Source organism: Rhodoplanes sp. P11, assembly GCF_964266735.1.
In the GTDB taxonomy this organism is placed as follows: domain Bacteria; phylum Pseudomonadota; class Alphaproteobacteria; order Rhizobiales; family Xanthobacteraceae; genus Rhodoplanes; species Rhodoplanes serenus.
Genome location: NZ_CAXWGY010000016.1, coordinates 290,945 through 311,376 on the forward strand (window position 1 = coordinate 290,945; position 20,432 = coordinate 311,376).

Here is a 20,432-nt window from a genome sequence, read left to right on the forward strand (position 1 = left end):
GGGCCGCGCCACGCACCAATCATGCACCCCGACCGTGCCCGCCCCCACCGCTACCGGAGAATGCCGTCGAACAGGGGCAGGCTGAACAGGCCGGTCGCCGCGATCAGCCCATAGGAGACGGCGCGGAACACCCGGATGTCGGCGAGCCCGAACATGTGGGCGCCGATGAACAGGCCGAGACCGTAGATCGGACCCATCACCAGCGCGAGGCCCAGCACCGCCTTGGTGAACATGCCGACCACCGCGTAGGCGGTGACCGACAGCACCATCGAGAGCGCGAAGTAGAGCACGAGGTTCGCCCGCACCAGCGCGGCAGGACCGCCGCTGCCGAGCCAATACAGCACCACCGGCGGACCGCCGGTCTGCGACATGCCGCTGAAGAAGCCCGCCACCGCGCCGACCGCGACGGTGAGCGGCTTGCGCGGCTTGCCGCGGAAGCGCCAGCCCGACATCACCACCACCAGCATGCCGAGCACCAGCAACGCGACCGCCCAGCGGATTCCCACCGGATCGGCATGGACCAGCACGAAGGTGCCGGTCGGCAGGCCGACCACGGTGCCCATCAGCATGGTGCCGACCTCGCGCTTGTCGGCGGTGCGCACCGCGCCGGGGATCAGGCCGGCCGACATCACCACGTCGACCGCGAGGAGAAGCGGCGCCGCCAGGCTCGGCGCGATCACGGTCGAGGCGAGCGGCACGAAGATGAGGGCCGAACCGAACCCCGAGAAGCCGCGCGACAGCCCGGCCACGAAGGCCGCGACCGCCACGAACGCGATGGTGCCGACCGTGTAGCTGCCGAGACCGAGAGCGAGCACCAGCTCGCCCATCATGCCCTCAGCACGCCGCCGGTCCGCCGTCCGACCTCGCCCACCACCTTGCCGACCACGGCATCGATCTCCTCGTCCGTCAGGGTCTTCTCCCGCGGTTGCAGGGTGACCGCGATGGCGACCGACTTCTTGCCGGGCTCGATGCCCTTGCCCTCGTAGACGTCGAACACCGTGATGCCGCTGATCAGCTTGCGGTCGGCGCTCTGGGCGGCGCGCACGATCTCGGCCGCCTTGACGCCATGGTCGACCAGGAAGGCGAAGTCGCGCGTCAGCGGCTGGAAGGCCGGCAGATCGAGCGGCGGCTTGGCGCGCGTGGCCTTGGCCTTCGGCTCCGGAATGCGGTCGAGGACGATCTCGAAGGCGACCAGCGGGCCGGACACGTCGAGCGCCGCGAGCACGCGCGGATGCAGCTCGCCGAAATGGCCGAACACCAGCTTCGGCCCGAGCTGGAGCGTGCCGGAGCGGCCCGGATGCAGCCACGACGGCCCGCCCGGCACCACTTGCACGGCCGAGGTCGCGATGCCGCAGGCGGCCAACACCGCCAGGGCGTCGCCCTCGATGTCGAAGGCATCGACCGGCGCGGCGCCGCTGCGCCAGTGGCGTCCGCCACCGCCGGCCCGCGCTAGGCCGCGCCGCACGCCGCTGGCGGCGATATGCTGATCCTCGGGACGGTCGCCGGCGAACACCTGGCCGACCTCGAACAGCGCCACGTCCGGGAAGCCGCGATCGGCGTTGCGCTGCGCCGCCGCGATCAGGCCGGGCAGCAGGCTCGGCCGCATGTCGGAGAGCTCCGCCGCGATCGGGTTGGCGAGCGCGAGCGCCGGCTGGCCGCCGCCGAACAGCTCGGCCTCGGCCTTGGAGATGAACGACCAGGTCACCGCCTCGGTGAGCCCGCGCGCCGCCAGCGCCCGCTTGGCGCGGCGGGTGCGGCCCTGGATCGTGGTCAGCACCGGCCGGCGGCCGCGGTCCTCGCGCGGAAACGGGGTCAGCGGCACGCGGTCGACGCCGACGATGCGCACCACCTCCTCGACGAGATCGGCGACGCCGTCGACATCGGGCCGCCACGACGGCACCGCCACCTTGAGGGTCTTGGGCTGGCCGGCGACGAAGAAGCCGAGACGCCCGAGCACCCGCTTGGCCTCGGCGAACGACACGTCGAGACCGGCGAGGCGCGGCAGCGCCTCCAGCGGGAAGTCGATCACCTTGTCGCGGATCGGCGGCTCGCCCGCCACCACCACCTCGGACGGCGTGCCGCCGCACAGCTCCATCACCAGATGAGTGGCGAGATCGAGGCCCGGCAGCATGAAGGCCGGATCGACGCCGCGCTCGAAGCGGTAGCGGGCGTCGGAGACGATGCCCAGCTTGCGGCCGGTGCGGGCGATGGCGATCTCATCCCACAGGGCCGATTCGATCAGCACGTCGGTGGTGCTCTCGTCGCAGCCGGAGGCTTCGCCACCCATGATGCCGGCGAGCGACTCGACGCCCTGCTGGTCGGCGATGACGCACATCGTGTCGTCGAGCGTGTAGGTCTTGCCGTCGAGGGCGAGCAGCGTCTCGCCGGCGCGGGCGCGGCGCACCACGAGGTCGCCTTTCACCTTGGCGGCGTCGAACACGTGCAGCGGCCGGGCGCGGTCGTAGGTGAGGAAGTTGGTGATGTCGACCAGCGCATTGATGGGGCGCAGGCCGATCGCCGCCAGGCGCTGCTGCAACCACTCCGGCGAGGGTCCGTTCTTGACGCCGCGTACCAGCCGCAGCCCGAAGGCCGGGCACAGCGACGGCGTGTCGCCGAAGTCGAGGCGCACCGCGACCGGGCACGGGAAGGTGCCCTTCACGGGCGGGATCGGCTTGTTGATCAGGGTGCCGACATCGGCGGCCGCGAGATCGCGGGCGATGCCGAGGACGCCGGTGCAGTCCGGACGGTTGGGCGTCAGGTTGATGTCGATCACGGCGTCGTCGAGCTTGGCCCAGGCGGCCCACGGCGTGCCGACAGGGGCGTCGGCGGCGAGCTCGACGATGCCGTCGTGATCGTCCGAGATGCCGAGCTCGTCGCCCGAGCACAGCATGCCGTGGCTCTCGACGCCGCGGATGGTGCCGACCCCGAGGGTGACCTTCTTGCCGGGAATGTAGGTGCCGGCCGGCGCGAACACGCCCTTCATGCCGGCGCGCGCATTGGGCGCCCCGCATACAACCTGGATCGGCTTGCCGGTGCCGGTGTCGACCAAGCAGACGCGCAGACGGTCGGCGTTGGGGTGCTGCTCGGCCGAAACCACGTGAGCGATGACGAAGGGCGCCAGCAGCTTGCCCTTGTCCTCCACCTCCTCGACCTCGAGGCCGATCATGGTGAGCTTGTCGACGATCGCCGCCAGCGAGGCGTCGGTGTCGAGGTGGTCTTTGAGCCAGGAGAGGGTGAATTTCATCTGATTAGAGCCCACCAAACCCGTCGTGCTCCTCCCCTTCCCCGCTCGCGGGGGAGGGTCGGAAGGGAAGTGCCCCAGACGGGGCATCGTTCAAGGGGTTCCCTCCCCCCTTGTGGGGGAGGGACAGGGAGGGGGGTGCGGCCCCCATCGCGGCGCCGGCGGCGCCCCGGATGACCGTCACGACACCAGCGAGATTTCGGAGCACCTGATCGTTGGTGAACCGCAGCACACGATAGCCTTGCGATTCGAACCAAGCATCGCGCGCCTGATCGCGGCGCTGTTTCGATTCGAAATCGTGGGTCTCCCCGTCCAGCTCGACGACGAGCCTCGCCGCATGACAGACGAAGTCGGCGACATAGGCTCCCATCGGCACCTGACGGCGGAAGCCGAGACCGTCGATCCGGTGCGCCTTGATGTGGCGCCACAGCAGAGTCTCGGCGCGCGTCATCACCTGGCGAAGCTGCTTCGCCCGCTTGCGCTGCCGATCGCCGACCCTTGCATGTGGCATCTGTCCGACCCCCCTCCCTGGCCCTCCCCCACAAGGGGGGAGGGAACAGGGCGGAATGCGCGGCACGCTCGTCCCCACGTCGCTGGCCTTCATTCCAGTCAATCACGAATTTGGTGCTGTTCCTCTCCCGCTCGCGGGGAACGGATTACGCACCGCACCGCTCGGAGCTGTCTCCTCCCGCTCATCCACTCAAGCCCCCCGCCAGCGTCGGGATATCGAGCGGGCGGAAGCCGTAGTGGTCGAGCCAGCGAACATCGGCCTCGAAGAAGGCGCGCAGATCCGGCATGCCGTATTTCAGCATGGCGATGCGGTCGATGCCCATGCCCCAGGCGAAGCCCTGGTACTCGTCGGGATCGATGCCGCAGTTGCGCAGCACGTTGGGATGCACCATCCCGCAGCCGAGGATCTCCAGCCAGTCCTCGCCCTCGCCGAAGCGGACCTCGCCCTTGTCGCGCCGGCACTGGATGTCGACCTCCATGGACGGCTCGGTGAACGGGAAGAACGACGGTCGAAACCGCATCTTCACCTGGTCGACCTCGAAGAACGCCTTGCAGAACTCGGCGAGAATCCACTTGAGGTGGCCGAGATGCGAGCCCTTGTCGATGACCAGCCCCTCGACCTGATGGAACATCGGCGTGTGGGTCTGGTCCGAGTCGCTGCGATAGGTGCGGCCCGGGCAGACGACGCGGATCGGCGGCGCCTTGCTCAGCATGGTGCGCACCTGCACGGGCGAGGTGTGGGTGCGCAGCAGGAGCCGCGAGCCGTCCTCCTTCGGCGGGAAGAAGAACGTGTCGTGCATGTCGCGGGCCGGGTGCGCGACCGGGAAGTTCAGCTTGGTGAAGTTGTTGTCGTCGGTCTCGATGTCCGGCCCCTCGGCGATCTCGAAGCCCATGTCGGCGAAGATCGCGGTGAGCTCGTCGATCACCTGGCTGATCGGATGGATGCGGCCACGCTCCAGCGGGCTCTCCGGCAGCGGCAGGGTGACGTCGATGGTCTCGGTGGCGAGCCGCTTGTCGAGAGCGGCATCGCGCAGCGCCTGGCGGCGCGCCGTCAGCGCCTCGGTCACTCGCTCCTTGAGGCCGTTGATGAGCGGCCCTTGGACCTTGCGCTCCTCCGGCGACAGCTTGCCGAGGGTGGCGAGCAGCGCCGAGACGCTGCCCTTCTTGCCGAGGGCGGCGACGCGCACCGCCTCCAGCGCGGCCTCGTCGGCGGCCTCGGCGACGGCGGCCGAGATGGACTGCTCCAGAGCGGCGAGTTCGGACACGATATCACTCCGGCATGAGCATGAGATCGGTATCGCCGGGCCGCGCCCCCGCCTGCGTCAGCATGGCGTGGACCTGGCCGCGGTGATGGGTCTGGTGATTGAAGACGTGCAGGATGGTGCGCCAGCGCGGCTGCCGCAGCTCGCGCCCGGCGGCGCCCGAGAACCACACGAGGTCGCCGGTGAGCCAGCCGTCGTCGATCGCGTCCGCGAAGGCGACGAGGCGCTCGTCGAGCACGGCGCGGCGGGCCACCAGGTCGTCCCAGTCGGGATAGAGCGTCGCCGACTCGGCGACGCCGCCGGGCGGCCGCGGCGCGTCGGGCACGAGACGGCTCGTCCACATGCCGTCGGCCCACACGAGATGGCTCAGCGTGCCGTGGATGGAGCCGAAGAAGGCACCGCGATCGCGGCGGCGCTCGGCCTCCGCGAGCGTCGCGGCGGTTCCGACGATGTTCTGGTTCTGCCAGCGATTGTAGCGGGCCAGCAGCCGCACGCAGGCGCCGTCGATCATCTTCCGCTCCCGGCACGGGCGACGGCCGAGACGACCGCCGCCGACAGGCGAAGTCCGGCCGGACGCGGCGCCCCTGCGGGCGCCCGCATCCGGCGCGATCAGGTTCGCGCCCCGGTCGCCGGTGTGCCTCAGGCCGCCAGCGCGGCCTTGGCCTTCTCGACGATCGCCTGGAACGCCGCCGGCTCGCGGATGGCGAGATCGGACAGCACCTTGCGGTCGACCGTGATGCCGGCCCGGCCGAGGCCGTCGATAAACCTGGAATAGCTGAGGTCGAAGGGACGGACGGCGGCGTTGAGCCGCTGAATCCACAGCGCCCGATAGGTGCGCTTCTTCACCTTGCGGTCGCGATAGGCGTATTGCTGCGCCTTCTCGACGGCCTGCTTGGCGACCCGGATGGTGTTCTTGCGGCGGCCGTAGTAGCCCTTGGCGGCCTTGAAAATCTTCTTGTGCTTGGCGTGGGCGGTGACGCCCCGTTTGACGCGGGCCATGGCTGAACTCCTGAAGCGGTTCGGTTAAGCATGCGAAACGCCGCGCCGAGCGCGCGGCGACGGCGATCAGCCGTTGGGCATCCAGTACTTCTTGATGTTGTCGCCGTCGGTCTTGAACAGGACCGCGGTGCCCCGGTGCTCGCGAATTTGCTTGGTCGACCGCTTGATCATGCCATGGCGTTTGCCGGACTGCTGGTACTTGACCTTGCCGGTGCCGGTGATCTTGAAGCGCTTCTTGGCGCCCGATTTCGTCTTCATCTTGGGCATTTGGCTCGTACTCCTGGCCGGTCGCGACCGCGCCGGGCCACCTGGGCCCCCGAGGTCCGCCGGACCGTCTGTTGGTTGTGAGCGCACCCGGAAAACGGGCGCGACGCCGCCACGGCAGCCCATACTCAGCCGGGCGACGGGAAGGCGGCGTTATGGCAGACGTGCCCCGAAATGGCAACTCCGGCCGGGACTCTCGCGGCAGGCCGGAGTGGCGGCGCGCCGCGACGGCGCGCCGAATCGGACGAGCGCCCGAGCCGGAGCATCGCCCCGGCGGGACGTCGGAGACCGGCGCGATGGGGAGCCTCGCGGGGGTGCGAATGCCGAGGCGACGGGCAGCGGGCCGTACCGGCAGATGGCCGCGGTCCCTCCGGCACGACCGATCGGATCATCGATCGTGAGCGAACGGCGGACGTGGCGCCTCAGCGCGGCGCCAGCACCATCACCATCTGCCGCCCTTCCATCTTGGCGTCCTGCTCGACCTTGGCGAGCTTGGAGGTGTCGTCCTTGACGCGGTTGAGGAGCTGGAAGCCGAGCTCCTGGTGCGCCATCTCGCGCCCGCGGAACCGCAGCGTCACCTTGACCTTGTCGCCCTCCTCGAAGAAGCGGAGCATGGCCCGCATCTTCACGTCGTAATCGTGATCGTCGATCATCGGGCGGAACTTGATCTCCTTGACCTCGACGATCTTCTGTCGCTTGCGCGCCTCGGCGGCCTTCTTCTGCTCCTGGTACTTGAACTTCCCGTAGTCGAGCAGCTTGCACACGGGGGGCACGGAATTGGGGGCGATCTCGACCAGGTCGAGCCCCGCTTCCTGGGCCAGCCGCAAGGCCTCCGCGGTGGGAACGGTGCCGCGATTGGCGCCGTCCTTGTCGATCAGATGAACCTCTCGGACGCGAATCTCCTCGTTGACGCGCGGGCCGTCCTTTTGGACGGGGGGCGGCGCTCTCATGGGACGGCGAATGGCTCTGGTCTCCTCTGTGATTGATCCGAATGCGCGTATCGATCCCGACACATGATACCGAAAACGCCGGGCGCCGTCTCGGTGACGGCACGGCTCCCGGCGTCGGAACGACTCGTCCTCGAATCGCCCCCCGCACGGCGCCGGGCAGCCGCGCCACGAGGGCAGCGGCCGCGTCCGGCAGCCGAACGCGAGGGATCATTAGAATTGGGACGTTCGCGTTGCAAGTCAACGTCGCCCGGGGTCCACCGCCGGATCGGCGGCAGATGGGGACGCGGCCCCCGGGGTGGCCGGCGGGCCGCACAGCGCCGCGTAGACGGCGAGCATGCGGGCGGCCGCGTCGGCCGGGTCGTACTCGGACAGCACCCAGGCGCGGGCCCGCTGGCCCATGGCGGCCCGCTGGGCCTCCGAATAGGCCAGCATGCGGATGAGGGCGGCGGCGAGCGCGGCGTCGTCGCCGGCGGGCACCCGCAACCCGGTCATGCGGTCCTCGCCGACGGCGGGCGGCGCCAGCACCGCCTCGGGACCGGCGGCGAGATGGGAGGCGATCACCGGCCGCGCCATCGCCATGCCTTCCAGCAAGCCGCGTGAAAGGCCTTCGAGCTGGATCGAGGCGCCGACCACGACGCTCGCGGCCGCACTCGCGGCGGCCGGATCGGGGCTCGGCCCGGTCAGGCGGATCACGTCGGCGGTGCCGGACGCCATCACCTGGTCCCACAGCTCGCCGCTGTAGCGCGAGCGGCCGCCGTCCTCGCCGGCGAACACGAAGAGGAAGTCGCGCAGCCCGCTCTCCTTGAGCCGGCGGGCGGCCTGCACGGCGACATGGTGGCCGCGACGGCGCAGGATGCGGCCCGGGAACAGCACCACCCGGGTCTCGGGGCCGACCCCCCAGGCATTGCGGGCGGCGACGATCCGCTCCGGCGCGAGCGTGGCCGGATCGAAGCCGGCGAGATCGAGGCCCGGATGCACGACGACGAGTCGCTCCGGCGCCACCCGATGGCGCTCGACCATCAGGTCGCCGATCTGCTCGCTCACCGCCACCACCCGGTCGGCCCGGGCCATGACGCCGTTGTACCAATGCTTGAGCCGGTTCTGCTCGCGGAACCCGGAATAGCAGGTGGTGACGAACGGCCGCCCGGTGGCGCGCGCCGCCGCCCAGGCGCTCCACGCCGAGGCCCGGCCATGGGCATGCACGGCGTCGCAACCATGCTGGCGAACCAGGCGGCGCAGCCGATCGACGTTGCGAATGATAACCAGCGGGTTGTGGCTCGCCGCATCGAGCCGGACGAAGACGCCGCCCACCCGCGCGATCTCGCCTTCGAAGCGACCGCCGCGGGAAGCGACCACCGGACGGTGGCCGGCCGCCGCCAGGGTGCGGGCGAGATCGATCGCCCCTTCGTCGGCGGCGCCGACGTCGAGGGTCGGCACCGTCATCAGCACGGTCAGCCGCGGCGCTGCGTCGAGAGCGGAACGGGAGACATCCGAGCCGGCGCGATCGGACCCGACACCACCGGCGGCGCTCGCTCCGTCGTGCCCGTCCGGCCCCGCGCATGGCGCATCCGGCGAGGTCATCGGGCTCGACCGATCCTCCGCGACACGCGGATCGCACGACTCGTGCGAGGCGCCCAGAGCTGCCGGCAATCACCACCTCCTGGCTCGCGCCGCGCGACGGCGCGCGCGAGGGCGGGCGTTGCGCCCGGCGTGCTGGTATAGACCGGGCGCTGCGGGCCGGCAACATGCGCCGCCCGGCACGGCGGAGGACCAGAATGACGACGGACGTGTCTCGCATCACGGTGGGCGACGGCGACGCAGCACGCGATATCGCGGTGCGCAAACGCGACGGCGCCGCGCCCGGCGTGGTGTGGCTCGGCGGCTTCATGTCGGACATGCGGGGCACCAAGGCGGAGGCGCTGGACGCCTGGGCGGCCGAGCATGGGCGCGCCCTCGTCCGCTTCGACTACTCGGGCCACGGCGAATCGGACGGCGCCTTCGAGGACGGCACCATCGGGCGTTGGCTCGCCGAGGCGGTGGCGGTGTTCACGTCGTGCTGCCACGGCCCGCAGGTCGTGGTCGGCTCCTCGATGGGGGGCTGGCTCGCGCTGCTGCTGGTGCGGGCGCTGGCGCGACGCACCGCCACGGCCGATGCGAGCATCGCCGGCCTGGTGCTGATCGCGCCGGCCGTCGACTTCACCGAGGCGCTGATGTGGGCGCGGTTCCCGCCCGAGATCCGCCATGAGATCGAGACCACCGGCCGCTGGCTGCGGCCGTCCGACTACGACACCGGGCCGCAACCGATCACCCGCCAGCTGATCGAGGAGGGCCGCGACCACCTGCTGCTCGGCGGCCTGATCGAGACCGGCTGCCCGGTCCACATCCTGCAAGGCGTGCGCGATCCCGATGTGCCATGGGAGCATGCGCTAGCGCTCGTCTCCCGCCTGGCCCAGGACGACGTGGTGCTGACCCTGGTGAAGGACGGCGATCACCGCCTGTCGCGGCCGGAGGACATCGCCCGCATCCTCGCCGCCGTCGCCGAGATGGTGGAGGCCATCGCGGCATCGTGAGGCGCGGCGCCGGTCCGGCCACAAAGGCCCGCGACGAGCGCGGGCCGACACGGTGGGAGGCGACGGGACGGCTCAGTGCCGGAAGTGGCGCACGCCGGTGAACACCATGGCGACGCCGTGGTCGTCGGCCGCCTTGATCACCTCCTCGTCGCGGATCGAGCCGCCGGGCTGGATCACCGCGGTGGCGCCGGCGCGGATCGACACGAGGAGCGCGTCGGGGAACGGATAGAAGGCGTCGGAGGCGACCACCGAGCCCTTGGTCAGCGGCTCCGGCAGCTCGGCGAAGCGCGCCGCCGCCTCGGCCTTGCGCACCGCGATGGTGGCGGAATCGACGCGGCTCATCTGCCCCGCCCCGATGCCCACCGTCATGCGGTCGCGGGCGTAGACCACGGCGTTCGACTTGACGTGCTTGGCGACCCGGAAGGCGAAGCGCAGATCGACCAGCTCGGCCTCGGTCGGCGCCCGCTTGGTCATCACCTTCAGCTCGAGATCGTCGGCCACGATGTTGTCGCGCGACTGCACCACGAAGCCGCCCGACACCGAGCGCAGCGTGACGCCGCGCCCGCGCGGATCGGGCAGGCCACCGGCCAGCATGAGGCGCAGGTTCTTCTTGGCGCGCACGATGGCGATCGCCTCCTCGGTGGCGTCGGGCGCGATGATCACCTCGGTGAAGATGCCGGTGATCAGCCGCGCCGCCTCGACATCGAGGGTGCGGTTGAGCGCCACGATGCCGCCGAAGGCCGAGTCCTGGTCGCACAGAAGCGCCTTGCGGTACGCCTCGCCGAGCGTCTCGCCCTCGGCGACGCCGCACGGATTGGCGTGTTTGATGATGGCGCAGGCGGCGGTGCGCTTCGGATCGAACTCGGCGACGCACTCGTAGGCCGCGTCGGTGTCGTTGATGTTGTTGTAGGAGAGCTGCTTGCCCTGCACCTGGCGGGCGGTGGCGACGCCGGGCCGCACCTCCGGGGTGCGATAGAAGGCGGCGACCTGGTGCGGGTTCTCGCCGTAGCGCAGCGCCTCGATCAGCCGGCCGCCGAGCGCCTGCCAGCCGGGAGCGCCGTCCTCCAGCGTCTCGGCGAACCAGCCGGAGATCGCCGCGTCGTAGGCGGCGGTGCGGCCATAGGCCTTGGCGGCGAGGCGACGGCGCAGCGCCAGCGTGGTGGCGCCGCCATGCGACGCCATCTCGGCCAGCACGGCGGCGTAGTCGCCGGCGTCCACCACGACGGCGACGTCGGCGTGGTTCTTGGCGGCGGCGCGCACCATCGCCGGGCCACCGATGTCGATGTTCTCGATGCAGGTGGCGAAGTCGGCGCCTTTCGCCACCGTCGCCTCGAACGGATAGAGATTGACGGCCAGGAGGTCGATCGGTGCGATGCCGTGCTCGACCATGGCGGCCGCGTGGGCGGCGTCGTCACGGATCGCCAGGAGGCCGCCATGCACCTTGGGGTGCAGGGTCTTGAGGCGGCCGTCCATCATCTCGGGAAAGCCGGTGAGATCGGCGACGTCGCGCACCGCGAGCCCGGCCTCGACGAGGGCGGCGCGGGTGCCGCCGGTGGAGACCAGCTCGACGCCGTGGCGAGCGAGCTCGCGGGCGAAATCGACGAGGCCCGTCTTGTCGGACACCGACAAGAGGGCGCGATGAATACGGCGCGGTTGTTCGGTCATCGAGGCATGTCGTTCTGGTTGATGTGAGCTGGCGGCATCATGGGCCGCAGCGCCCGACTTTGCCAGCCTAAATTCCCCTGTGGTGCCGCGCTTCACGGCGGATTCGCGCGGCGTGCCGGTCCCGACGACGACGAGCGTCTCAGCGCGGCAGCGTCGTCTGCTCGCGGCCGGGCCGGGCCGAGGCGGTCGCGGGCGCCGGTTCGGCGGTGAGGGCGAACGTCCACTCGATGCGCGGCGCCTTGCGGGCGCGGCCGTGGATGACGAGCTGGATGGTGCGCAGAGGGCCGGTGCGGCCGCCGAGAAACACGCTCTCCTCGATGTCGACGCGATCCTCGTGCGACTGGAAGCTCCACACCTCCTTGGTGGGCAGCGTCAGCATGACGCCGTGCCCGTCCTGCACGCGGGTGGCGCGGATCGCCGGATGCAGATGGAAGCGCACCGCGAACTCGTCCGGCAGCTTGGGCGGCAGCGCCTCGCCGCGCGCCGGCAGGAAGATGTCCTCGCCCTCCAGCCGGCGGCCGTCGGCCGAGAGCGTCACGGTGCGCTGATGGATGACGCCGAAGCGGTCGGCGTAACCGTCGTGGCTGGCGCGCACCTGCTCGGCGTGGTCGTCGGCGTCGCGGGCGATCACCACGCGGCGCGGGCCGTCGGCGACCAGCGTGCCGAACACGCGGCGCATCAGCCGCGTGTCGTGGAATACGCAGGACGAGGTCTGGTTGAAGGTGACGGTCGAATGGGCCGCGGTGGAGCGGGCGAGATGGCGCCAGTTGCCCTTGCCGGTGGCCGGCAGGCCGCAGTTCACCACGATGCGCTGCTGGCGCGACGACAGCTCGAACGCGAGGCAGCCCGCATGGGCGTCCGCCGACAGCGACAGCGGCGGCGGCGTGCCGGTGTCCATCAGCACCACGGTCTGCCGCGCCTCGATGCGCTGATAGCCCGAGTGGGTCGCATTGGCGACCGGCGCGCCGCGGGCGTCGTCGTAGGCCAGGATGGTGGCGAGCAGGTCCTGGGCGGTCGGCCCCATGCCGTTGAACAGCGCGAAGGTCTTGTCGGCGTGCCGGAAGAACCGCAGCATCGGCATCATGCGGTCGATGGCGTTGAGCAGCGCCGGCGGCGGCGCGATGTTGCAGGCGGTGAACGCCTGGGCGAGCGGCAGCAGGTCGGCGAGCAGCTCGATCAGCGCGCCCGGGTTGCGGCCGACATGGCCGCCGTCGGCGAGGATCTGGCGGTCGAGCTCGGCCGACAGGCGGCGGACGGCGCGGCGCAGATGGCGGGCCTGCCCGGTCATGCACAACGCCGCATAGGTGATGGCAATGTGGGCCTGGAGGCGCGGCACGCCGTCCTGGGCGTCGGCGGCGGTCCAGCGCAGGAAGCGGACCTGACGGGTCAGGCTGCGCAGGAAGCGCCGATAGAAGCGCATGTCGGCGTCGGCCAGGATGAGGCTCGCCTGGGTCAGCCACGAGATGACGCGGCGGGCGAGAATCTCGGGCCGCCAGGCGACCGGATGCCACCCGCCCTGGAGCGCGATCCAGTCCTCGACCAGGGCGCGGGCGCTGCCGCGCGGCACGCCGGCCGTCTCGGCGCTGCGCAGATGGCGGAGCCAGCGGAAGCCGAGCAGCGAGGCGGCCCAGTCGGCGGACGGCGGCTCCATTTCGAAGGGCGAGCGGCCGTCGCAGACGACGATCTTGCCGGCCAGCGCGAAGCGGCCCGCATAGATCTCGCTCGCCCGGGTCGGATCGGCGGTGCGCAGGCTCTGCGGCGCGATGGCGATGCGCTCGCCGCGCCCGGTGAGGCGCAGGGCAGCGAGCGGACGCAGCACGACGAGCCGGCCCGCCACATGGGCGAGGCCGCGCCGCATCGCGAACCAGATCAACCGGCCGCGGTCCGCGATCGCTACGCCGGACATCGCGCTTCAGCCCCTCGGCTCGCATCAGCCGCCCCGACGCGAGGCGGTTCACCATAACGAAGGGATTCCCGAGGGCAACACTGGAGAACCGGGCCGATCGGCCGCCCGGCGCCGGGTCGCCGACGCATCAGCGGCGGACGAGCCGCGCCGCGAAGAAGCCGTCGAGCCCGCCCATGCGCGGCTCGGCATCGGGCCAGTGGCAAGGCAGCGTGCGCAGGTCGCCCGTCGCGGTCACCAGGCCGGCGAGGCCGGGCCGCTCGTCGGCCGCGATCGGCCGCCGCACGACACGCGAGTCGCGCGCCAGCAGCGCCTCGATCTGCGCCTCGCCCTCCTCGGGCTCCAGCGAGCAGGTGCAGTACACGATGGTGCCGCCCGCGCGGACGAGCGCCACGGCGCGATCGAGCAGCGCCGCCTGGAGGCCCGCGAGCGTCGTGACCTCGGCCTCGCTCTTGCGCCACGGAATGTCGGGATGGCGACGCATGGTGCCGGTCGACGAGCACGGCGCGTCGAGCAGCACGGCGTCGAACGGGCCGCCCTCGAAGGTGGCCACATCGGCCGCGACGGTCTCGGCCGCGAGGCCGGTGCGCCGCAGGTTCTCGCGCAGCCGGGCCAGGCGAGGCTCGGAGCGGTCGACGGCGGTGACCTTGGCGCCCGCCTGGGCGAGCTGAAGCGTCTTGCCGCCGGGTGCCGCGCAGAGATCGGCGATCGACAGGCCGGCGACGTCGCCGAGGAGCCGCGCGGGGATCGCCGCGGCGGCGTCCTGCACCCACCACTCGCCCTCCGCATAGCCCGGCATGGCGGAGACGGCGCCGTGCGGCACCAGCCGCACCGAGCCGGTCGGCAGCACCTTGCCGCGCAGGCGAGCCGCCCAGCCCTCCGGGTCGGCCTTCACGGTGAGGTCGAGGGGCGGCTCCACCGCGTGGACGGCGGCGATACCACGGGCCACCTCGGCACCGTAATGGCGGGTCCAGCGCTCCAGCAGCCAGGCCGGCGTGTCGAGGGTCAGCGGATCACGATCGGCCAACAGCTCGGCGCCGCTGCGGGCGATCCGGCGCAGCACCGCGTTGACCAGGCCCGAGTAGCGGGCGGAGCGGCGATCGGCCTGGACCAGCCGGACCGACAGGTCGACGGCGGCGTGGTCCGGGATGTCGAGGACGTGGATCTGGGCGGCGCCGACCAGAAGGGCGCTCTCCAGCCGGCCGGCCTCGGGCGGCAAGCCGCGATCCAGCGTGGCACCGATCAGGTGGCGCAGGGTGCCGAGCCGGCGCAGCGTGGTGGCGACGATGCGGCGCACCAGCGCCCGGTCGCGCTCGCCCAGCATCGCGAGCCCCGGCGGGGCGCCCGCCCCGTCGAGCTGCTCGTCGAGCGGACGGCCGCGGTGCAGCACCCCCTCGACGATCTCGGCCGCGACCCGGCGGGCCGCGAAGCCGGGGGCCTGCGACGGAGGAGAGAAGGCGGGGCGAGGCATGGATCAGGGGCTCCGACCGGACGAGAGAGCGGCTGCGGTCCGCACCAGGAACGCGCCGGGGTGCCCCGGAAACGCGACGACGAGGGCGCCGGTTCGGACCCGGCGCGCTCCCTCATACCAGATCGATGCCCGGCCCGGGCAAGTCCCCCATACCACCGGATCGCCCGGCAGGCGCCCGGCGCGACCGATTCGCCACAGGACCGGGGACGCCGACGGGATCAGCCCCAGGGACCACGGCGCGGGGCTCCGCCGCCGCCCCACGGGCCGGAGCGCGGCACCGGCCGCTCGGGACGCGCCGCGGCGGCCCGGCCGCCGCTCCAGCCACCGCTCTGGCCTCCGCCCGTGCCCCCACCACCCGCACCACTGCCCCAGCCGCCGCCGGCCTCGGCCGCGAAGCGCTCCAGCGCCGCGATGCGGTTGGCGGTCGCCGGATGGGTCGAGAACAGGTTGTCCATCCGCTCGCCCGACAGCGGGTTGATGATGAACATGTGGGCCACCGCCGGATTGCGCTCGGCCGCCTCGTTGGGGATCTGGTGGGCGGCGTTGTCGATCTTGGCGAGCGCCGAGGCGAGCCACACCGGGCGGCCGCAGATCTCGGCACCACGGCGGTCGGCGGCGTATTCGCGGGTGCGGCTGATCGCCATCTGCACCAGCATGGCGGCGATCGGCGCCACGATCACCATCAGCAGCGAGCCGACGATGCCGAGCCCGCCGTTGTTCTCGCGGTTGCCGCCGCCGAAGAACATGCCGAACTGGGCCAGCATCGAGATGGCGCCCGCGATGGTCGCCGTGATGGTCATGATCAGGGTGTCGCGGTTCTGCACGTGCGCCAGCTCGTGCGCCATGACGCCGGCGATCTCCTCGCGCGACAGCATGTTCAGGAGCCCGGTGGTGGCCGCCACCGCGGCATTCTCCGGGTTGCGGCCGGTCGCGAAGGCGTTCGGCTGCGGGTCGTCGATCAGGTAGACCCGCGGCATCGGCAGGCCGGCGCGCTGCGACAGCTCGCGCACCATGGCGACGAACTCCGGCGCGGTGCGCTCGTCGACCTCGTGGGCGCCGGTCATCGACAGCACCATCCGGTCGGCATTCCAGTAGCTGAACAGGTTCATGGCGGCGGCCACCAGGAACGCGATGGTCGCACCGCTCCGCCCGCCGATCAGATAGCCGACGCCCATGAACAGGGCGGTCAGGCCCGCCAGCAGGATCGCTGTCTTCAGATAGTTCATCGGGGTCCTTCTCCGGGACGGCGGCGGGTCCGGCCCGATCCCGGGCGGCCGCCGGTTGCGCGTGATTCGCTCGCCATATGGGAGGGCGAGCGGAACCGGACAAGCGTACCGCGACGCGGCCTGGCGTCGCGCTCGGGCCCCGCACGCCGCAGATGACCGACAGCAGGGATGGCCGAGCACAGGGTTGACGGGCGGCCCGCTCGGGGGTCTCTAGGCGCCATGAGCAAGCTCGATTCCGCCCCCGCGTCCGCTCCGTCTCCGCTCTCGACCCCGGAGGCCGGTCCGGCCTCGCCCGGCCCTGCCCGGCTGCTCAGCCCGGCGGCCGAGCGCGCGCTCGCCGAGGCGGCGGCCCGACGAGCCGAGATCGACCGCAAGACCGCCGAGCGCCCGGCCGAGATCAACGGCCGCGGCGGGCTCGAGCCCGCCCGCTACGGCGATTGGGAGATCAAGGGCATCGCCAGCGACTTCTGATCGGGCGGGCCGGCACGGCCCGAGTCTGGCCCCCTTCCGCGTCGCCCTCCACCCTCCTGATACCAGCGACAGCACTCTCGGACTGCATCCTCCGTCATGGCCGGACATGCCACGCCATCGGTCCGTTGCCGGCCCTGGTCCGAATCGGTATCATAGGAATATGATCCGTATCGGTCGGAAGTATTCCTTTGGTGGGCGCTCGCGCCGCGGCTCGCTGGTGATCAGCCTGCTGGTCGCCCTCCTGCTGCTCGGCGGCGCGACGCTGACCTCCTGGTGGACCGGCGAGCCGCTCGGCCGCCGCCCGATGCCACCGCCCCATGCGGACCTGCGCGGCGCGCCGGCGCGGATCGCCGCCGAGATCCTCTATGTGGTAGACGGCGACACCTTCGATGCGCGCCTGACGGTCGGCCCCGACCGCGTGGTGACGGCGCGGGTGCGGCTGCGCGGCGTCGACACGCCGGAGCTGCACGGCCAATGCGCCGCGGAGGAGCGGGAGGCCGCCACGGCGCGCGGCGTGCTGCGCGATCTCTTGGCCGACGGGGGCGTCATCCTGTCCTCCCCCGGCACCGACAAGTACGGCCGGGTGCTCGCCGACGTGTCGACCCGCCGCACCGCGAGCGTCGCCGCCGCCCTGCTGGCGGCCGGGGTGGCACGGCCCTATCAGGGCGGCCGCCGCCTCGGCTGGTGCGATCGCGGGTGAGCCAGAGGGCCGGCGCCGCTTGCCGAAACAGAAACGGGCGCCGCGGGGCGCCCGTCGGGATCGATGGTGCGGTAGAAGGCGCCGCGCCTCAGCGCGTCACCACCACGGTGGTGCCGACGCCGACCCGGCTGTACAGGTCGGTGATGTCCTCGTTGAACATGCGGATGCAGCCGTACGAGACATAGCCCCCGATCGAACGCGGCACGTTGGTGCCGTGGATGGCGTATTCGCCGCCCGACAGCGTCATGGCGGCAGCGCCCATCGGGTTCTGCGGGGTGCCGCCCCGGATGACGTCCGGCAGGCTCGGCTTGTCGCGCTTCACCTCGGCGGGCGGCGCCCAATCCGGCTTGACGTACTTGCCGGTGATGCGGCTGATGCCGGTCCACTGCTTGCCGGCCTTGCCGACCCCGACCGGGTAGCGCAGCGCGGTGCCGTCGCCGAGCACCAGGTAGAGGCGGCGCTCGCGCGTCTTCACCACGATGGTGCCGGCCTCGTAGCCGGCATCCCTGAACGCGACCTGCTCGCGTGCCGTGGCGGCCTGCGGTGCCGCGAGGCCGAAGACGAAGCCGGCCGCGACCGCGACGGCGGCGGTCCGAAGTCCGATCCGTGCCATTGGGTCCCCCCTGCGATTCTCCGATGGTGCGACGTCCACGGGATCGGCATGCCTGCCGTGGCCCGTCGTCCACGGATAGAACGCCGCCACCATTTGAGATTCCGTGTGTCGGGGGCAACCCCTTCAAAGCGTTCGTGATCGAAGTAAACGGCGGGTGACGCAGAATGATCACACTCGCTGTGGCCGATTTACCCGACCGGGCGAGGATCGCGGGCGCCCCAACCCGAACCCGCGAGGATCCACTTGACGGAAACGCTGGGCTTCCATCGCCGGCCCCCTGGGTCCGGGCCAGCGGCCGCTCGTCCCGAGCTCCGGCGACGACTGTGGACGCCCCCCGGCACACCCGGCTTGCCCGCCCTGCATCGGCCGGAAAAGATGAGCGATCGACCCATTTCAGTGCCCGTCAGTTTGGACCCAACCACACCATGAGTGATTTCGATACGGCCAGAGCCCTGTTCTTCGATGGCCTGGACGCCCTCGATCGACGCGACTTCCCGACCGCCGAGACCCAATTCCGCGCCACTGTCGCGTTGCTGCCGCGCAGCCTTCCGGCCCTGCTGAACCTCGCCCTCGCTCAGTGGGAGCAGAAGCGCTTCGCCGAATGCCGCGCCACCGCCACCCTGGCGATCGGCATCGACGCTCACAACATCGAGGCGCATGCCTATGTGGCGAACTGCCTGGTCCGGGAGGGCGACCGCACGGCCGCCAGAGCCGTGTGCGCCGAGCTGGTCCAGCTCGATCCGAAGACGGCGGACGACCACACGGCAATCGGCAATGCCTTCACCCGGCTCGGCCACCACCGGGAGGCTCTGGCGTCCTACGACCGCGCGATCGCACTCGATCCCAGGCACGCCGCAGCCCATGCCAACCGCGGCAATGCACTCGATCGTCTCGGGCGCCCGGACGATGCCCTCGCGGCGTTCGATCGGGCGCAGGCCCTCGATCCCGGGCTTCCGGAGAGCTGGATCGGCCGCGGCAACGCGCTGAGCCGGCTCCGCCGTTTCGGCGACGCGCTGGCGAGCTACGCCCGGGCGATCGCGCTCGATCCCCCGTCGGCCGACGCCCGGCTCGGTCGCGCGTTCGCCCATTACCTACTGGGCGACAGCGAGGCGTTCGAGGCCGATGTCAGGACCGCCCTGGCTCGCGTTCCGGACGATGTGCGGGCCCGCTGGGCGCTCGCGCTCGGCCGGATTCCCATGGTTCGGACGTCCGACGACGATCTCGATGCCGGGAGAGCGGACCTCGCGCAGGAACTCGACACCCTCACCACCTGGCTGGCGGTCGAGCGCGACGGGGAGCAGGAGGCGGTCGGAGCGGTCACGCCGTTCTATCTGGCTTATCAGGAGCGCCCCAACCGAGAGCTGCTGGAGATGCACGGAACCCTCGCCTGCCGGGTGATGAGCCGGTGGCAAGACCGCCGGCCGATCGCGCCACCTCGTGACTCACCTCGGACAGGTGTGGTCGAGGTCGGCATCGTGTCGGCGCACATCTACGGTCAATCGGTCTGGGAGGCGATCCTGAAAGGGTGGGTCGGCGGGCTCGATCGCGACCGCATCCGGCTGCACCTGTTCAATGTCGGCCATCACCACGATGCCGAGACCGCTTGGGCGCGCAACAACGTCGCTTCGTTCGAAGACGGTCCGCGCGGGCTGGCCGAATGGGTCGACGCCATCGTGAGCAAGCGACTCGACATCCTCGTCTATCCCGAGATCGGGATGGACCCCGTCACGCTACGGTTGGCGAGCCTGCGGCTCGCGCCGACCCAGGTGGCGACCTGGGGACACCCTGAAACCACCGGGCTTCCCTCGATCGACTGGTTTCTCTCGGCCGAAGCCTTCGAGCCGCCCGACGCGCAGACCCACTACAGCGAGCGGCTTCTGGTCTTGCCCAATCTCGGCTGCTGCTGTGCGCCGAGCCGGGTGACGAGCATCGCGCCCGACCCCGCTGTGTTCGGGCTACGGTCCGACCTGCCGCTGCTCCTGTGTCCCGGAGCGCCCTTCAAGTACGCCCCGGAGCATGACGAGGTTCTCGTCGCGATCGCCCGCGCGCTGGGCGCCTGCCGAATGGTCTTCTTCGAGTTCCACGCCCGCGCCCTGTCGGATCGGCTGCGCCACCGGCTGACGGCGCGCTTCGCGCGTGAGGGCTTGCGTTTCGAGGACTATGGGATGTTCGTCCCGTGGCAGGCGGCGCCGGCCTTCTTCGGCCTGATGGAAAAAGCCGACCTGCTGCTCGATACGATCGGCTTCTCCGGCTTCAACACCGCCCTCCAGGCGGCGCAATGTGGGCTGCCGATCGTCGGCTGGGAGGGCCGTTTCCTGCGTGGCCGGCTCGCCAGTGGGGTGCTTCATCGGATGGGCTTGTCGGACCTCGTGGCGACGACCCCCGAGGCGTATGTGGCGTTGGCCGCGCGGCTCGCGCGCGACTCCGCATACCGCCAAGACTGCCGATCCCGCATCGCGGCACGCCGGGACGTGCTCTTCGGCGACACCGCGCCGCTGCGCGCGCTCGAACAGTTCTTCTCGCGGGTCGCCGAACGACCGCAAGGATAAGGAGGGCACCGCCAGCTCTCTGGACCATGGTTCTGTTC

18 protein-coding genes are annotated in these 20,432 nt (G+C 71.4%); 4 read left to right on the plus strand and 14 right to left on the minus strand.

Annotated elements, in window-relative coordinates; genetic code table 11:
• Nucleotides 1-50: 50 nt before the first annotated feature.
• From ACFQUV_RS13090 to ACFQUV_RS13130, 9 genes are all read right to left on the minus strand, one after another.
• Nucleotides 51-830, minus strand: coding sequence for a sulfite exporter TauE/SafE family protein (locus ACFQUV_RS13090; protein ID WP_244601762.1), 780 nt, complete (start codon nt 828-830; stop codon nt 51-53).
• Nucleotides 827-3,244 carry a phenylalanine--tRNA ligase subunit beta gene (gene pheT, locus ACFQUV_RS13095; protein WP_129611504.1) on the minus strand — a complete coding sequence of 806 codons (2,418 nt, stop codon included), beginning with the start codon at nt 3,242-3,244 and terminating at the stop codon, nt 827-829. Before pheT ends, ACFQUV_RS13090 begins: the two co-directional genes overlap by 4 nt.
• A 4-nt stretch (nt 3,245-3,248) precedes the next feature.
• Nucleotides 3,249-3,752 (minus strand): endonuclease domain-containing protein, encoded by a 504-nt coding sequence (locus ACFQUV_RS13100; RefSeq protein WP_129611505.1) that lies wholly within the window; start codon nt 3,750-3,752, stop codon nt 3,249-3,251.
• Nucleotides 3,753-3,933: 181 nt separating this feature from the next.
• On the minus strand, nt 3,934-5,016 hold the full coding sequence (gene pheS / locus ACFQUV_RS13105; RefSeq protein WP_129611506.1) for a phenylalanine--tRNA ligase subunit alpha: 1,083 nt from the start codon (nt 5,014-5,016) through the stop codon (nt 3,934-3,936).
• A gap of 4 nt (nt 5,017-5,020) precedes the next feature.
• Complete coding sequence (locus ACFQUV_RS13110; protein ID WP_129611507.1) at nt 5,021-5,524, minus strand: DinB family protein; 504 nt, start codon at nt 5,522-5,524, stop codon at nt 5,021-5,023.
• 128 nt (nt 5,525-5,652) lie between these two features.
• Nucleotides 5,653-6,012: a 50S ribosomal protein L20 gene (gene rplT / locus ACFQUV_RS13115; protein WP_111383773.1), complete on the minus strand. Its 360-nt coding sequence runs from the start codon at nt 6,010-6,012 to the stop codon at nt 5,653-5,655.
• Between the two features lie 66 nt (nt 6,013-6,078).
• Entirely contained in the window at nt 6,079-6,279 is a 201-nt protein-coding gene (gene rpmI / locus ACFQUV_RS13120; protein ID WP_111383774.1) for a 50S ribosomal protein L35, read from the minus strand.
• 419 nt (nt 6,280-6,698) lie between these two features.
• A complete protein-coding gene (infC, locus tag ACFQUV_RS13125) occupies nt 6,699-7,238 on the minus strand; it encodes a translation initiation factor IF-3 (protein ID WP_207211612.1) in 540 nt (179 codons plus the stop codon).
• A gap of 225 nt (nt 7,239-7,463) precedes the next feature.
• On the minus strand, nt 7,464-8,669 hold the full coding sequence (locus ACFQUV_RS13130; protein ID WP_165364175.1) for a glycosyltransferase family 4 protein: 1,206 nt from the start codon (nt 8,667-8,669) through the stop codon (nt 7,464-7,466).
• 332 nt (nt 8,670-9,001) lie between these two features.
• Between ACFQUV_RS13130 and ACFQUV_RS13135 the strand changes: the two genes are divergently transcribed.
• Nucleotides 9,002-9,796, plus strand: a complete 795-nt coding sequence (locus ACFQUV_RS13135; protein ID WP_129611509.1) for a carboxylesterase — start codon at nt 9,002-9,004, stop codon at nt 9,794-9,796.
• A 72-nt stretch (nt 9,797-9,868) separates the two neighbouring features.
• Here the strand turns inward: ACFQUV_RS13135 and purH are convergent, their stop codons facing one another.
• From purH to htpX, 4 genes are all read right to left on the minus strand, one after another.
• Nucleotides 9,869-11,461: a bifunctional phosphoribosylaminoimidazolecarboxamide formyltransferase/IMP cyclohydrolase gene (gene purH, locus ACFQUV_RS13140; protein ID WP_129611510.1), complete on the minus strand. Its 1,593-nt coding sequence runs from the start codon at nt 11,459-11,461 to the stop codon at nt 9,869-9,871.
• Between the two features lie 139 nt (nt 11,462-11,600).
• Nucleotides 11,601-13,367 carry a heparinase II/III family protein gene (locus tag ACFQUV_RS13145; RefSeq protein ID WP_129611511.1) on the minus strand — a complete coding sequence of 589 codons (1,767 nt, stop codon included), beginning with the start codon at nt 13,365-13,367 and terminating at the stop codon, nt 11,601-11,603.
• Between the two features lie 127 nt (nt 13,368-13,494).
• Nucleotides 13,495-14,835 (minus strand): RsmB/NOP family class I SAM-dependent RNA methyltransferase, encoded by a 1,341-nt coding sequence (locus tag ACFQUV_RS13150; protein ID WP_129611512.1) that lies wholly within the window; start codon nt 14,833-14,835, stop codon nt 13,495-13,497.
• 218 nt (nt 14,836-15,053) lie between these two features.
• Nucleotides 15,054-16,061 carry a zinc metalloprotease HtpX gene (htpX, locus tag ACFQUV_RS13155; RefSeq protein WP_378394996.1) on the minus strand — a complete coding sequence of 336 codons (1,008 nt, stop codon included), beginning with the start codon at nt 16,059-16,061 and terminating at the stop codon, nt 15,054-15,056.
• A 219-nt stretch (nt 16,062-16,280) separates the two neighbouring features.
• Here htpX and ACFQUV_RS13160 point away from each other — a divergent pair, with 219 nt between their 5' ends.
• The gene (locus ACFQUV_RS13160) at nt 16,281-16,532 is read left to right on the plus strand and encodes a DUF1674 domain-containing protein (RefSeq protein WP_111384792.1); all 252 of its coding nucleotides are present in this window, start codon (nt 16,281-16,283) and stop codon (nt 16,530-16,532) included.
• A gap of 160 nt (nt 16,533-16,692) precedes the next feature.
• Nucleotides 16,693-17,232, plus strand: a complete 540-nt coding sequence (locus ACFQUV_RS13165) for a thermonuclease family protein (RefSeq protein ID WP_165363828.1) — start codon at nt 16,693-16,695, stop codon at nt 17,230-17,232.
• A gap of 88 nt (nt 17,233-17,320) precedes the next feature.
• Here the strand turns inward: ACFQUV_RS13165 and ACFQUV_RS13170 are convergent, their stop codons facing one another.
• Nucleotides 17,321-17,845, minus strand: a complete 525-nt coding sequence (locus ACFQUV_RS13170; protein ID WP_111384790.1) for a L,D-transpeptidase — start codon at nt 17,843-17,845, stop codon at nt 17,321-17,323.
• A 164-nt stretch (nt 17,846-18,009) separates the two neighbouring features.
• On the opposite strand from ACFQUV_RS13170, the gene ACFQUV_RS13175 reads away from it, so the two are divergent.
• The gene (locus ACFQUV_RS13175) at nt 18,010-20,394 is read left to right on the plus strand and encodes a glycosyltransferase family 41 protein (RefSeq protein WP_129608431.1); all 2,385 of its coding nucleotides are present in this window, start codon (nt 18,010-18,012) and stop codon (nt 20,392-20,394) included.
• The last annotated feature ends 38 nt before the right edge of the window (nt 20,395-20,432 follow it).